This window comes from Niastella sp. (genome assembly GCF_045805085.1).
GTDB lineage: Bacteria > Bacteroidota > Bacteroidia > Chitinophagales > Chitinophagaceae > Niastella.
This window is the reverse complement of sequence record NZ_JBJMLX010000250.1, coordinates 12,806-27,179: the sequence shown is the minus strand read 5'-3', so window position 1 is coordinate 27,179 and position 14,374 is coordinate 12,806. Positions and strand designations below refer to the sequence as shown.

Below are 14,374 nucleotides of genomic sequence, written 5' to 3'. Positions count from 1 at the left end.
TCCTTCAATAGAAGAACCAAGGGTAAAAGCCGTACTGGCCTGGTCAAAAACATGTCCATTGGTAAGTTGGCCGGTATACGCTAATTCAACCTGGGAGCAAAGCCCGGGCGAACCATTGCCATCGCCGCTCTTTACTATCTCGTAATAAAAACCACTGGAATCTTTAAGTGCCGTAGACACATTATTAGAAGTAAGATAATCTTTCACCGCCTGTTGTTCGGTTACCGGCGCCACCAATTTTTGATCGCTGTAGCCGCAACCCGAATCTTTTTTACAAGCATTAAAAAGCACAAAGCACAATAAGCCCCAAACAAGATTTCTCATCAGAAATTGATTTGTGTTGTTAACCCTGGTACAAGACAATGGTTTAAAGATGATAGCTGCGTACCTCCCAGTCCGCCAGCAGGCGGAGAGTAAGTTATTAGTTGCAGTTTTCTGGTTTTAGGTTGCAAGCCGGTTTCTGGTTACAGGTTTACAAGTTTCAGGTTACAAAGCAACATATTACAGACCCTGTAACCTGTAACTTTGGACGTTTTCTTATTCCTTCCCTTCCTCTTCTTTCTCTCTGGCTCTTAGTTCTAAGTAGTGCTGCTCCCGCTGCTCCCACTGGTGCCGTTTGTAAAACACTGCTACAAACACCGCAATACATATTACAGCAATCATTAGTATGACAGGACTACTCTGGCTGTTTGCCTCCATATTGGCGCGCGTATACCAGAATTTACCTGAAAATAATAAAATTAATACGGGAACTGCAAACAGCAAACCGATGGGGAGCCCCATCAACAGCTGTTTATTGAGTTTTTTTTCGCGTAAGCGATTCGCCTCCCAGTACTCCAAAAACCGCCTTTCCTGTTCGTTAAGCATGCATAATAAATTAATCCACAAACGAATAAAACGTCCCCAAAAATAATAACTTCACCCGACCTGTTTGTAGCACAGGCAAAATAGTATTAACTTACATCAAAAATCCTTAATCTCTTGAAAATTTCCGTTTTAGTAGCACAGTATTTTTACCAGCACAGGGTATTAAACTTACCAGGTATTGGAAGCTTTTATCTTAGTGATGTGGTAGACGTGCAAACCATTGCGGATAAGAATTCGCGTGACCTTATTGAACACATCCATTTTGCCCAGAAAGCTATTACCCGTCCGGATGATCAACTGATCGAGTTTATTCGCAAACATACCGGTAAGATCAGGCCGCTGGCAGAATCGGACCTGGATACATTTGTCGCAGATGGCAAGCTGATGCTCAATATTGGCAAGCCTTTTCACATCGAAGGCATTGGCACTTTACATAAGAATAAAGACGCTGTTTATGAGTTTACACCCGGCCAGCCGGTTGTACAACGCCTTGAAGCGCCCACACCACTTACGTCTGTTGATCAGCAGGACCCCGAAAGACCGCTTAAAAGAAAATCGGTCTTTGATGAAGACCCGCATGAAAGACGCAATTCATCCATCAGGCGTATGGCTATTGGCATTGGACTGATAATTGGGATAGGCATTATTCTCTGGGGTGGTTACAGCCTGTTTACTTCCAAAGTAAAAACAGACCCCAATGCGGCTACTGCTTCCACTACCAGTGAGCAGGATACCCAGCGTACCTCTACCTACCTGCATAATTTAAACGATCCGCAAAAAGCGCTGAATGACGCCGAGAAAAAGGACAGCAATATAACAGGGGTGAACACGGCCGATACCACACATAAAACCACTGTTACCCCGCCACCTGCCGCTACTACTGCATCCCCGGTTATAGCAGGTCCTTCCAGAACTTTCAAGTATGTACTGCAAACTACCAGGCTCAGGAAAACGGCGCAGGACATGTATGATAAATTAAAACCAAAGGTTGAACTGGAAGCAGTTGATTCTACTTTATTTAGAATTGTGATCTCATTGCCTGGTTCACCCGCCGATACGGCCCGCATCAAAGACTCTTTACACTTTTGGTACTGGGGCGCCCGCCGGGATAGAGTGGTTACTGTAGAATAATTCCAACATGAGCAAACGAACAGCTGAGTATTGGATAAGTAAATTACAACTGGCTACCCATATTGAAGGGGGCGCTTTCAGAGAAATATACCGGTCGCCGGTTTTGGCGCCTTTGTCGGCCCTGCCCGGTGGCTTTGGTGGCGACCGCAACTTTTGCACCAGTATTTATTTTCTGTTACAACAACACCAGTTCTCGGCTTTTCACAAAATAAAAAGCGATGAAGTGTGGCATTTCTATTACGGAGATGCCCTCATCGTTTATGAGATCGACCAACAGGGACAATTAATTGAACACCGCCTTGGCTGCGATCCCGAAAACAACGAAACCTTTCAATGCGTAATAGCCGCCGGCAACTGGTTTGCCGCCCGCCTTGCACCTGGTGGCGAGTATGCGCTGGTGGGCTGCACCGTAAGCCCCGGTTTTGACTTCGCCGATTTTGAATTGGCAAAACAAGAGGAATTGCTCACTACTTACCCCGATCATTCCGAATTAATAAAAAAAATGACAATTTGAAATAGCTGAGGTTGATGAGTTAACTGATCAGGGAACTTATTAACATTCCCGGGTTTTATACAACCAGAGGAGTTGTATCTTCGTCATACAATAGCTACCCGCTCCCTTTTTAACCCGTTTTAGATCCGTGATGAGTAAGCTTTGAGACCACAAAAGACTCAAAATATTACTCCCAGGCAAGGGAGGTCCGCCCGTAGGCGGATCCCCTTTATTTTTTATAGGTCCTCCCTGTAAAGAATGAGCGCAGCATCTGAAGTTCCATTATCGAGGATCGTAAAAGTTGAATTCCAATCTTTTTACACCACCTGTTTTAACAATCCTCTACAGCTATCGTTCCCCACCAACAATTTTACCATTGCCACATTTATCGCCTCTCTACCGGGTTTGAACCGAAACCGCTCCCTATCTCTTTATGACCTCACAGGGACCTAACAGGGACCTCACAGGGACCTGACAGGGACTTCACAGGGATTTCCCCCCTGTCAGGTCCTTGTTTTCTCTTTGTTAGGTCCTTGTTTTCTTGGAATCATATCAGAAATATACTATATTCATACCCTAATCAAAACCATAATTATGGCCAAATTCAATCAAGGTATAACCGGCCCGTTCCAGGGCAAGGTTGGTAGGGTTATCGGTGCATTCTGGAAAGGGATTCCCTATATGCGCGCGCTGCCTAAGAAAAGAACCTCCCCGCCAACCGCAGGAGAGCTGGCAAATCGGAAAAAATGGGCTTTATCTCAACAATGGCTGCAGCCTGTTCAGGATTTTGTCCGGATCGGATTTAAAGGCTATAGCCCTAAATCGGAAGGATTTATTGCCGCCAAGTCATACTTGCTGAAAAATGCGATGGTAGTAAATGGGGAAACTGTGGCTATTGACCCGGCCCGCGTGAAGCTGAGTTGGGGCGATCTGCCATTACCCAATAATTTACAGATGACCAGGCTGGAAGGGAAACTGGTTCAATTTACCTGGGACCCCAACGTGTACGATGATGTAGCCTGCAATGGCGACCAGATCATGATGTTAGCCTATAATGTTGAGAAAGATAGCGTAGTAGATGATCTGTATGGCCGGGTAAGAGCACACGGTTCAGACATATTGAATATCGATACCAGCAAAACCGGAACCTTTCATTTATATGTAGCCTTTGTTGCACATGATCGTAGCCGGCAGTCGGAAAGCATGTATATGGGCACTGTTGAAATATAACCCACCTTTAGTGGCTGGACGTTCCCAGTAATTCATTATACTTTTTCATCACCTGCACAAAATCTTCGGGAGTGTGCATTCTTAGTTGCTGCGCAGCAATAAAAGCTGCAATTGGTTCTTTTTTGTCGCCAAACTTTTCGGGCAGTTCGGTGCGGTCAGCCGGTAACAGGGTCATGGCGCCATTTTGCAGCAGGTAATAAAATTCGGCTTCTTCCAGGCGGCGGTTTACCCGACCGTTTGAAACAACCTGTTTTTCTTCAATAATATTCCGGGCAATCAGCCGGAGCAGGGAAGCTTTATCCTGTAACAGCACCTGGAAATAGGTGTTTTCGGAAGTTTTATCAGTAGATGGAAATCCCCGGCGAAACAGCAGGGAATCTTTCTTTTTGGGATACATTACAAATTCCTGCACTTTACTTTCTGCAGCAAAGGCATTGCCATTGAACTCAAGCAGCAGCATGTTCTTCAGGCAATCGAACTTCAATTTAAACTGGTTCAGCGTTCTGCCGCTGGTAAACCGCACTACCCCATCGCACCAGTCTTTAAATAAATAAGGATTTCCGGTAATGGTATTCAGTTCATCTTCTTTGGTGCTTTGGCCCAGGGCGCACTGGCACAGTAACAACAAACACCAGGCAATGTGCTTCATGATGACAAATTTGATTGCTTATAAGGTACGAATATTTATTTCTTAACGCTTATCAATTCAACAGAGAATGGGGTTTTCGTGCCAGATAAAAAAAATCCCCCTCCCGGTTAAGCCGGGAGAGGGACATATAATTAAGCGAGTTTGGATTAATAATCCATTCCACCCATACCAGGAGCGCCACCGCCATGTACATGGGGTTCTTCTTTCTTAGGTTTGTCGGCAATTACGCACTCAGTAGTGAGTACCATACCGGCAATAGAAGCGGCGTTTTCCAAAGCAATACGGGTAACTTTAGTAGGATCGATTACACCAGCGCGGAGCAGGTTTTCGTATTTCTCTGTACGAGCATTGAAACCGTAATCGTTCTCACCTTCTTTTACTTTTTGTACTACAATGCTACCTTCGATTCCGCAGTTGGCAACGATCTGACGCAGCGGCTCTTCAATAGCGCGTTTTACAATAGCAATACCGGTGTTCTCATCTTCGTTCAAACCTTTCAGTTTGTTTAAACCAGCGATAGCACGGATGTAAGCTACACCACCACCAGGCACGATGCCTTCTTCAACGGCAGCGCGGGTTGCGTGCAGGGCATCGTCAACGCGGTCTTTTTTCTCTTTCATTTCAACTTCGGTAGCAGCTCCTACGTACAGTACAGCTACACCACCGCTTAATTTAGCCAGACGCTCTTGTAATTTTTCTTTATCGTAATCTGAAGTAGTTACTTCGATCTGCGCTTTGATCTGGTTTACGCGGGCGTTGATCTCGTCTTTTTTACCTTTACCACCAACGATAGTAGTGTTGTCTTTATCGATAGTGATAGAAGCAGCCTGTCCTAAGTAAGAAAGGTCAGCGCCTTCCAGTTTGTAACCTTGTTCTTCGCTGATAACGATACCTTTGGTAAGCACTGCTATATCCTGCAGCATTTCTTTACGACGGTCGCCAAAGCCAGGAGCTTTAACAGCAGCCACTTTCAGGGTACCACGCAGTTTGTTCACTACGAGGGTTGCCAGTGCTTCGCCTTCCAGGTCTTCTGCAATGATCAGTAAAGGACGGCCGCTTTGAGCTACCTTTTCCAGAATGTGCAGAATATCTTTCATCGCGCTGATCTTTTTGTCATAGATCAGGATGTATGGGTTATCCAGTTCAGCGTGCATTTTTTCGCTGTTGGTAACGAAGTAAGCTGACGTGTAACCGCGGTCGAATTGCATACCTTCTACCACATCAACAGTAGTATCGGTACCTTTTGCTTCTTCTACAGTGATAACACCTTCTTTACCTACTTTAGAGAAAGCTTCGGCGATCAGTTTACCAATGTTTTCGTCGTTATTGGCAGAGATAGAAGCAACCTGTTGGATCTGTTTGCTGTTGATGCCAACAGTTTGTGACTGACCAGCCAGGTTTTCGATAACTGCTTCAACAGCTTTCTCAATACCACGTTTCAGGTCCATTGGGTTGGCGCCGGCAGCTACGTTCTTTAAACCTTCGCCGATGATAGATTGTGCCAGTACGGTAGCAGTGGTAGTTCCATCACCTGCAATGTCAGCAGTTTTAGAAGCTACTTCTTTTACCATTTGAGCACCCATATTTTCAATGGGGTCTTCCAGTTCAATTTCTTTTGCTACAGTAACACCATCTTTTGTTACAGAAGGAGCACCGAATTTTTTCTCCAGTACTACGTTACGGCCTTTGGGACCTAAAGTTACTTTTACAGCATTGGCCAGAGCATCAACACCCTTTTTCATTCTATTGCGGGCTTCGATATCGAAGAAAAGTTGTTTTGCCATATCTTGATTAATTTGAAAATGTGAAAATGGATAAATTTGAAAATGGGAAGTCTGACTGCAGACTTCATATTAAACGATAGCTAAAATGTCGCTTTCACGCATGATGAGCAGGTCATCGCCTTCGATCTGGATCTCAGTGCCTGCATATTTACCATACAGAACAGTATCGCCAACTTTTACAGTAACCGGCTCATCTTTTTTACCAGGACCGGCTGCTACAACCGTACCACGTTGAGGCTTTTCTTTTGCAGTATCGGGGATAATGATACCACCTGCGGTCTTCTCTTCCGCTTTAGCTGGTCGAACGATTACCCTGTCGTGCAGTGGGGTAACGTTTATAGCATCTACTTTCTTAGCCATAATGTATTAATTTTTGATTTTAGATGATGTTGTTATGAGGTGCCGGTTTTGGTTTTGCCTGCCAAAAAGCCGGGCGGCAAAAGTAAACGAATTTTATACCAATCCTTTACTAAGGCCATTTTTTCAGTGTTTTTGGCAAACTATGGCAGAAAAAGGAAGATACCCATCCCCTTTATTGGATTTTAATGTGCCATTTTTGCAGCACCCAATTGCTTCTAACCCAATAAATTGTCGTTGAACAGGATTTTAATATTATAATAAAGATGGTAAACACGATTTTGGGGGTACCCTGTAAATCGTTTAGCTTTGTGCCCTCAAAAACAAGTTCTTGCAAAATGATCAGCAGAAGAAACATTCGTGTGAAGGTTATGCAAACCATTTATTCTGTAGAAAGTCAGATCGCAGAATCTGGTGGCGAAGTACCTGCCAAACCAGTTGATACCGTGAAGATTTTACAGAAGCATTTTGATCAAACCCATTCGCTTTTTATTTATTTGATCCACTTTGTTACAGAAGTGGCCCGTTACGCTGAAACCGATGCCCGCAACCGCGCTTCCAAACACTTGCCTACGAAAGAAGACCTGAACGTTAATATTAAATTAGCCGGTAACGAATTACTGTGGAAGATCCTTGAACACCCTTCCTACAAACAGGCCGTTAAAGACGACAAGCCTGAAGGCTGGGTTGACCAGGACATGCTGAAAAAGATCTACCAGGAACTGGTTGAATCGGAAAAGTACCAGCAATACATTGCCGTACAGGGCAGGGATAAGAAAGACGAAAAAGAAATGCTGGAGTACATTTTTAACACCCTGCTGTTACCCAATGAAACTTTTACCAGCTACATAGAAGAGTATTTCAGCAACTGGGACGATGATGCCGATATGCTGGTAGTGCTGATGCAGAACTTCCTGAACAAACCTGCCGGCTACAACTTCCAGGAATTGCTGAGCACGGAAAAATGGCAATTTGCCAAAAACCTGTTGCAAACCACGCTGGAAAAGAAAGAACTGGCGTTGCAATATATAAAGCCTAAACTCAAGAACTGGGACCCCGACCGTATTGCCGCTCTGGATATGATACTGATGCGGATGGGCGTATGCGAATTCTTATTCTTTGAGACCATTCCCCCAAAAGTTACCATTAACGAATACATTGACCTGGCGAAGGAATACAGTACTCCGCAAAGCGGCCAGTTTGTAAATGGTATTCTGGACAATATACATAAAGACCTGGTTCGGGATAATCAAATGCACAAAGTGGCATTTACGCCCAATGGGACACAGCCACAGCAATCAGCGAATAAACCTTCCTGATTAACTTGCTTTGATTAGATTTGCAAAAATTTATCCCTTGATGAAATACTTTTTGGCCTTTATAGCTGTAGCCACCTTTATCGGCTGCGACTATGCAGATAAAACGCCTCCGGGAACCCCTGTGATCCCTAAAGAAGCGTTCGACAGTACTAAATTCACGACGATTGAATGGATAGATTCAACAAAGGATTATGGTAAGATCACTGAAGGGCAAAAGTTGGATGTTTCTTTCCGTTTCAAGAACACGGGCGATAAACCGCTGATTATCCGTACAGTTAGGCCGGGTTGTGGTTGTACAGCCGCCGAACCGCCCAAAGCACCTATAGCACCGGGCGAGGAAGGCCTTATCAAGGCTTCGTTCAACAGCCAGGGCCGCGAAGGACATAACAGCAAGGATATTTATATAGAAGCAAATACCAAAGGCACCCAGAACCATAAAGTGCATTTTGATGTTGAAGTAGAAAAAGGGAAATAATTCCCTTAGATGTTAATTTACCAATTTTAAAATTTTCAAATTCACATAACAATGACAGCAGTTATTTTATTGCAGGCTACAGGTGGCGGAGGCGGATACATGCAGTTGATTCTTTTAGTAGGCATGATCCTCGTATTCTGGTTATTTATGATCCGTCCGCAAGCTAAAAAAGCAAAACAGGCCAAATCATTCCAGGAGAATTTACAGAAAGGCGACAGAATCGTTACTATTGCCGGTATTCATGGCCGGGTAAATAAAATGAACGAAGATGGCACCATCGATATCGAAACCAGCCCAGGCAGCTATTTAAAGATTGAAAAAAGCGCAATCTCTATGGAGATGACCGCTAATGTAAATAAGCCTGCAGTTACTACGCCTGCGAAATAATTTCCGAAAGGAAATAATATAAATGAAGCAAGTCTTTTTAAAGGACTTGCTTTTTCTTTTTTATAAGCGAGGCAAACGGCAGGAGGCAGACGGCAAACATGGCTCGCCAACTTTGTAGTTAATAACTACCTTGCGCCGCCGGCAATTCTCTGCCTTCTGCCTCGCCCGCCGAAGCTTTAGCGTACGAGGGCCCTTTGCCCTTTGCCAACTTTTTATATAACTTGCCTCCCCTATGGCATTACGAATTGGCTTAACCGGTGGTATTGGCAGTGGTAAAAGCACTGTGGCTAAAGTATTTGAGGTACTTGGCATTCCGGTATATTCTGCCGATGAAGCCGCCAGGCGACTTATGAATGAAGACGAACGGCTGCGGCAATTGATCGTTCAGCATTTTGGGCCTTCTTCTTACAAAAACAATCAGCTCGATCGCTCCTATATTGCCAGCCAGGTATTTAATGACAAAGGAAAGCTGGAGTTAATGAATTCCCTGGTGCACCCCGTTACCATTCGCGATGCGGCCGAATGGATGGCAAAACAAACCACGCCTTATGCCATAAAGGAAGCGGCCATTATTTTCGAAAGCGGCACCCAGGACCAGCATGATTATATTATCGGGGTATCGGCCCCTACTCCATTGCGTATTTTACGGGCCATGAAACGCGATGGTTCTTCCCGCGAACAGGTACTCGCCCGCATGAGCAAACAGATCCAGGAATCCATTAAAATGCGGTTATGCGATTTTGTTATCTTTAATGATGAGCTGAAGCCGGTTATTCAGCAGGTTCTTTCTTTACACGAGCAGTTGATTCAAATGAGCAAAGCAGTAAGCAGTAAGCAGTGAGAAAGGCAGCCCGCAGCGGGCAGAAAAAAGCCCCTCCACCAGCTGGCGAAAGGGCCAATTATATAAACCAGTCAACTTGTCAACTCGTTAACGTGTTAACTTTTTCAACCCTGTCAACACGATCAACCTCCTACTTGATTCCAACAACCCTTCTTCAATCACGTTAACTTATCAACGAGTTAACTCGTTAACTCGTCAACTTGCTACTACTCTTATAAGCCAGCCACGCCGTAAACCCCAACACCGCAACTCCTGCTGCTACCGCAACTATAGGAGTGATCTTGTTTACAGCCCTGGGAATATATGTAACGCCCTCGGCGCCAACAACGCCCGGCTCATTGGTATAGCGCCCGTTTACTGGTATAGCCAACTCCCTAAAGTTATCAGCCAGATTGTGGAGCATTTTCCGCATTTCTTCGCCTCTCATTGGCATTCCATGCCCGGTGGCAACGATCTCCGGATCCAGGGCCGACAGCGTTTTGACTGACTTTTCTGCTGCCGCCCAATCGTAGGTAAAATACTTGGGCGGACCAGTCAGTTTGCGGGTTTGCCGCATTACCGACCAAACCGACTCCTGCTGGGTGGTCACAAAGGCATCACCCGCCAGCAGCACGCGGTCGCGCCGCCGCCATAAACTGATCTGACCAGGTGAATGCCCCGGCGTATGAATATATTTCCAATCGGGTAAAAAAGGCAGACTGCCATCATCGGGCAATATCTGAAGATGTTCACTGATATTGATTGGTCCGGAGGGGAAAACCGACGAAATAGCCGAGAACAAACCACCGCCTGCCCACGGATCAGCAGGTGGATAAGCCGATATTCCTGACAAATAGGGCACCTCCATCACATGAGCGAACACCGGTACATCCCAATCGTTGGCCAGTTCCTGTGCAGCCCCCACATGATCAAAGTGGCCATGGGTTAAAATAATGGCCGCGGGTTTTGAATCGGGCCAAAAGAGGTATTCTGCCAGTTCTTTGATCTTTAAAGCCGACCTTTTTAACCCTGCATCTACCAACACCCACTTTTTTTCAACGGCGTTATGTATCAGGTATACGTTTACAAAGCCATCTCGCAGGCCCCATACCCCGGGTGCTACTGTAAACCAGTTGACGTCGATCACTGATTTTGCTGTTCCGCTCTTCATTGGTGTCAATTTTATAAATGGAAAGAATAGTCCTGGTAATCTCTATCCATTAATTAAAATTGTATGCCACTGGTAATAAGTTGATTGTTGTTAAACGTGAAGTTTCTGAGAAATAAGAAACAGTTACAGGTTTCAGGTTGCAGGGGGGGCATCCATATAAGCCTTTGAACCCTGGAACCTCAAACATGGAAAAGCCTTCAATAGATCCACTAATTCCCAATAATATCTACATCTTTCACCTTAACCGGAAACCACACCATCATTTCCCCTTTGCCCCTGTTGGCCCAGGCGTAGTAAGGAATGGCGGTTACCGTTTTTCGGGTGGTAGATACCGTTTGTGCTTTTTCATCAACCATAATTACAGGCAGGTCGCTTTGCAGCACTTCCACCCCATTTAACAGATCTGGCTTAAAAGATGCCTGGAAGCTGGCATCGGCCGGCAACAAAATGTTAGCCGCCTTGCCATTGTTATCGGCCCATTCGGCACAATAGATCAACGGGCCGCGCTGCAGGGCCACTTTGCCCTGGTCGTCTTTTACTTTTTCATTGGCCACTACCCGGCGAACTTCCATCGGCAGGTCAACCTTCAGCACATCGCCTTTTTTCCAGGTACGTTTTATTACCGCATACCCCTTTTCAACAGTATAGTCAACCGGTTGCCCGTTTATTGAAATAGTCACCTTCGCATTTTGATTGTCATTAAACGTGTACAGGTCAGAAGGGATGGCCTGGTTGCCGGCCCAACCCGGAATGCGCACCAGCAGGCTAAAGGCATCACTCTTTTGCGGCGATACGGTAAAGGTCAGCGCTCCCTCCCAGGGATAGTTATTCTGTTGCACAATAGTCACCGGTTTGCCATGAACCTGGATGGCTGCATTACCAGACACAAACAGGTTTACATATACTGCATCGCCTTTTAATGCATACACATAGCCGGGGATGGATGGGATCAATCTGGTAAGGTTGGTGGGACAGCATGAACATTCAAACCAGCCAGAACGTGCCGGTTCCATGCTGTGGTGCGAAACATTATTCTTGATCTGCATGGCATTGGTATAGAAAAAGGATTTGCCATCGAGCCCTACTCCGCTGATGAGGCCGTTGTACAACATTTTTTCCAGCACATCCATATATTTCGATTCGCCATGCAACAGGAACATGCGGTAATTCCAATACACCCCGGCAATGGCTGCACAGGTTTCGTTATAGGCAGTGGCATTAGGCAGCTCGTAGTTATCGCCAAAGCGTTCGCCGGAAGGAACAGCGCCCAGTCCGCCCTGCACATAGATCTTTTTGGTAACCACATTCTCCCAAATGGAATCAATGGCCTGCAATAATTTTTCATCGCCCGTGAGGGCTGCTACATCGGCCACGGCCGAATACAGGTATCCGGCGCGAACGGCATGTCCTACCGCTTCCCGCTGATCCACTACCGGAATCTCGTCCTGCCAGTAGGCGCCATTCTGCCACGGGTCTTTGCTTTTAGCATCGTACTTATCGTAATGACCGCGTTCTTCAATAAAGAACTTCGCGGTTTGCAGGTATTCGGGTTTACCGGTAATACGGTACAACTTAACCAGTCCCATTTCAACGATCTCATGCCCCGGGGCCACGTGCCGCCTATCGGGACCAAACACCGAACAAACGAGATCGGCATTTTTCAGGGCTATATTCAGCAGGTTCTTTTTACCAGTAGCATAATAGTGTGCATAGGCCGCTTCGTACAAATGACCGGCATTGTAGAGTTCATGACTCAGCTCGCGTTCTCTCACCCAGCGTTCAGGTCCGGCCCACTCGTGAGGCGATGTGGGATCGATGGTGCGGGCGGTATACAGGTAACCATCAGGCTCCTGCGCTTTAGCTATTTTATCTATTAAGGAATCGATGTAGGCTTCCAGCTTTTTATCAGGGAACAGGCTTAATGAAAAGGAAGCGCCCTCAATGGTTTTGTAGATATCGGTATCATCAAATGGGTAGGTGGTGCAGAACTTACCGCTATGGGCAGCGGCCATTTCAAAGTTCTTTACCCGGCCCGTGCTTTCACAACGGGCAAAGGAAGCCGGAATGGTTACGGTGTGGTTGATCTTCATTCGGGGCAACCAGAAGTTATCGGTAAAGTGAACGGCCGTGAAATTTACCGCCTGTACGGGATAGTCTTTTTTTGGTTGGGCCAATATACTGTTGGCAGCCAGAATACCAAAGGCAAACAGGGATTGTTTTAGCATGGAAGCGTTCGTTTTTATACCACTAAATATACGGTTAAAATGAATAGGGATATGGCAATTGTCGAATAGACACTAATATTGGTTAAGAAGTTGATAAGGTTGATAAAGTTGACAGGGTTGACAAGTTAACTAGTTGACGAGCTTAAGTTGACATGTTATATTTTTATCATATAGTCCTGCTATCAGGGCTACAAAAAATAAAAACCCCAACAACGTTTCCGCTATTGGGGCTATATAACTTATTAACTTGTTAACTCGTCAACTTACTTCAACTTCGCCAAAGCCGTACTGATGCGCTTCCAGGCTTCTTCGATCTTCTCCATGCTGTTGGCAAAAGAGATCCGGATAGCCTGAGGCTCACCAAAGGCGCGGCCGGTAACGGTAGATACGTGTGCTTTGTTCAGCAGGTACATACACAGGTCATCGGCATCCTTGATCGTTTCTTCGCCATCGCTCTTTCCAAAGAAAGCGCTAACGGTTGGGAATACGTAGAAAGCACCATCAGGCTCGGGGAAAGTTAAACCGGGGATGGCTGTCATCAGTTCCATCACGCGTTTTTTACGACGCTCGAATTCCTTCGTCATTTCCATGGAAGGTTTCAGGTCGGTAGTCAGAGCGGTGATAGCAGCACGTTGGGTGATACTGTTGGTACCGCTGGTGAACTGTCCCTGTAATTTCTCACAAGCCTTGATCACATCAGGGTGAGCAGCCAGGTAACCTAACCGGTAACCGGTCATGGCAAAACCTTTACTTAAACCGTTCAGTACAATTACGCGGTCTTTCAGGTCTTCAAACTGCGCAATGCTTTCGTGTTTGCCTACGAAATTGATGTACTCATAAATTTCGTCAGACAAGATATAGCAATTAGGGAATTTGCGGAATACGCCAGCCAGGCCTTCCAGCTCAGCTTTGCTGTATACGCTACCGCTGGGGTTACAGGGCGAAGAGAAGATAAACAATCTTGTTTTATCGCTCATCGCTGCTTCCAGCTCGGCAGGCGTCAATTTGTATTTGTTCTCAATTTTGGTGGGAACCAGTTTTACCACCCCTTCGCCCAGTTTCACGATCTCGGAATAGGTAACCCAGTATGGAGTAGGGATCACTACTTCGTCGCCTTTGCTCACGGTGGCAAATACGGCATTGGCCAGGCTGTGCTTGGCGCCCGTAGAAGCAATGATATTTTCAGGCTTATATGACAAATTATTGTCGCGCTTCAGTTTGGTACAAACCGCTTCACGCAATTCAGGATAACCGGCAACAGGTGTATAGTGGCTCCAGTTTTCATCAATTGCCTTCTTGGCAGCTTCTTTAATATGCTCAGGCGTATCAAAATCTGGTTCGCCGAGACTCAGGTCAATCACATCAATACCTTTGGCGCGCAATTCACGGCCCAACTTAGCCATCTTCAATGTTTCCGGCTCGTTGAATAACTGTAAACGGGATGATAGTTGCATACTAATAACTAA

Annotated in this window: 15 protein-coding genes; 7 read left to right on the top strand and 8 right to left on the bottom strand. The window is 45.7% G+C overall.

The window, feature by feature from the left end; genetic code table 11:
• A partial coding sequence (locus tag ACJ751_RS12960; RefSeq protein WP_407745919.1) for a hypothetical protein occupies positions 1 to 324 on the bottom strand: 324 nt, incomplete at its 3' end.
• A 213-nt stretch (positions 325 to 537) separates the two neighbouring features.
• Positions 538 to 867 (bottom strand): hypothetical protein, encoded by a 330-nt coding sequence (locus ACJ751_RS12955; protein ID WP_407745918.1) that lies wholly within the window; start codon positions 865 to 867, stop codon positions 538 to 540.
• 114 nt (positions 868 to 981) lie between these two features.
• Between ACJ751_RS12955 and ACJ751_RS12950 the strand changes: the two genes are divergently transcribed.
• The 3 genes from ACJ751_RS12950 (at position 982) to ACJ751_RS12940 (ending at position 3,721) form a co-directional block, all read left to right on the top strand.
• A complete protein-coding gene (locus tag ACJ751_RS12950) occupies positions 982 to 1,998 on the top strand; it encodes a hypothetical protein (protein ID WP_407745917.1) in 1,017 nt (338 codons plus the stop codon).
• Between the two features lie 7 nt (positions 1,999 to 2,005).
• A complete protein-coding gene (locus ACJ751_RS12945; protein ID WP_407745916.1) occupies positions 2,006 to 2,512 on the top strand; it encodes a cupin domain-containing protein in 507 nt (168 codons plus the stop codon).
• Positions 2,513 to 3,085: 573 nt separating this feature from the next.
• Complete coding sequence (locus ACJ751_RS12940) at positions 3,086 to 3,721, top strand: DUF6266 family protein (protein ID WP_407745915.1); 636 nt, start codon at positions 3,086 to 3,088, stop codon at positions 3,719 to 3,721.
• A 7-nt stretch (positions 3,722 to 3,728) separates the two neighbouring features.
• Here ACJ751_RS12940 and ACJ751_RS12935 read toward each other — a convergent pair whose 3' ends face one another.
• The 3 genes from ACJ751_RS12935 to groES all read right to left on the bottom strand — a co-directional run bounded on the left by ACJ751_RS12935 (position 3,729) and on the right by groES (position 6,514).
• Positions 3,729 to 4,370, bottom strand: coding sequence for a hypothetical protein (locus ACJ751_RS12935; RefSeq protein WP_407745914.1), 642 nt, complete (start codon positions 4,368 to 4,370; stop codon positions 3,729 to 3,731).
• A gap of 146 nt (positions 4,371 to 4,516) precedes the next feature.
• A complete protein-coding gene (gene groL, locus ACJ751_RS12930) occupies positions 4,517 to 6,154 on the bottom strand; it encodes a chaperonin GroEL (protein WP_407745913.1) in 1,638 nt (545 codons plus the stop codon).
• A 69-nt stretch (positions 6,155 to 6,223) separates the two neighbouring features.
• Entirely contained in the window at positions 6,224 to 6,514 is a 291-nt protein-coding gene (gene groES, locus ACJ751_RS12925; protein WP_081204199.1) for a co-chaperone GroES, read from the bottom strand.
• Between the two features lie 335 nt (positions 6,515 to 6,849).
• Between groES and nusB the strand changes: the two genes are divergently transcribed.
• From nusB to coaE, 4 genes are all read left to right on the top strand, one after another.
• Positions 6,850 to 7,830, top strand: coding sequence for a transcription antitermination factor NusB (nusB, locus tag ACJ751_RS12920; protein WP_407745912.1), 981 nt, complete (start codon positions 6,850 to 6,852; stop codon positions 7,828 to 7,830).
• Positions 7,831 to 7,870: 40 nt separating this feature from the next.
• Positions 7,871 to 8,305 (top strand): DUF1573 domain-containing protein, encoded by a 435-nt coding sequence (locus tag ACJ751_RS12915; protein ID WP_407745911.1) that lies wholly within the window; start codon positions 7,871 to 7,873, stop codon positions 8,303 to 8,305.
• Between the two features lie 51 nt (positions 8,306 to 8,356).
• Complete coding sequence (gene yajC, locus ACJ751_RS12910; RefSeq protein ID WP_407745910.1) at positions 8,357 to 8,692, top strand: preprotein translocase subunit YajC; 336 nt, start codon at positions 8,357 to 8,359, stop codon at positions 8,690 to 8,692.
• Between the two features lie 232 nt (positions 8,693 to 8,924).
• Positions 8,925 to 9,533: a dephospho-CoA kinase gene (coaE, locus tag ACJ751_RS12905; RefSeq protein WP_407745909.1), complete on the top strand. Its 609-nt coding sequence runs from the start codon at positions 8,925 to 8,927 to the stop codon at positions 9,531 to 9,533.
• Positions 9,534 to 9,720: 187 nt separating this feature from the next.
• On the opposite strand, the gene ACJ751_RS12900 is transcribed toward coaE, so the two are convergent.
• From ACJ751_RS12900 to ACJ751_RS12890, 3 genes are all read right to left on the bottom strand, one after another.
• A complete protein-coding gene (locus ACJ751_RS12900; RefSeq protein WP_407745908.1) occupies positions 9,721 to 10,683 on the bottom strand; it encodes an MBL fold metallo-hydrolase in 963 nt (320 codons plus the stop codon).
• 209 nt (positions 10,684 to 10,892) lie between these two features.
• Positions 10,893 to 12,908, bottom strand: coding sequence for a glycoside hydrolase family 127 protein (locus tag ACJ751_RS12895; RefSeq protein WP_407745907.1), 2,016 nt, complete (start codon positions 12,906 to 12,908; stop codon positions 10,893 to 10,895).
• Positions 12,909 to 13,171: 263 nt separating this feature from the next.
• On the bottom strand, positions 13,172 to 14,362 hold the full coding sequence (locus tag ACJ751_RS12890) for a pyridoxal phosphate-dependent aminotransferase (RefSeq protein ID WP_407745906.1): 1,191 nt from the start codon (positions 14,360 to 14,362) through the stop codon (positions 13,172 to 13,174).
• Between the last annotated feature and the right edge of the window lie 12 nt (positions 14,363 to 14,374).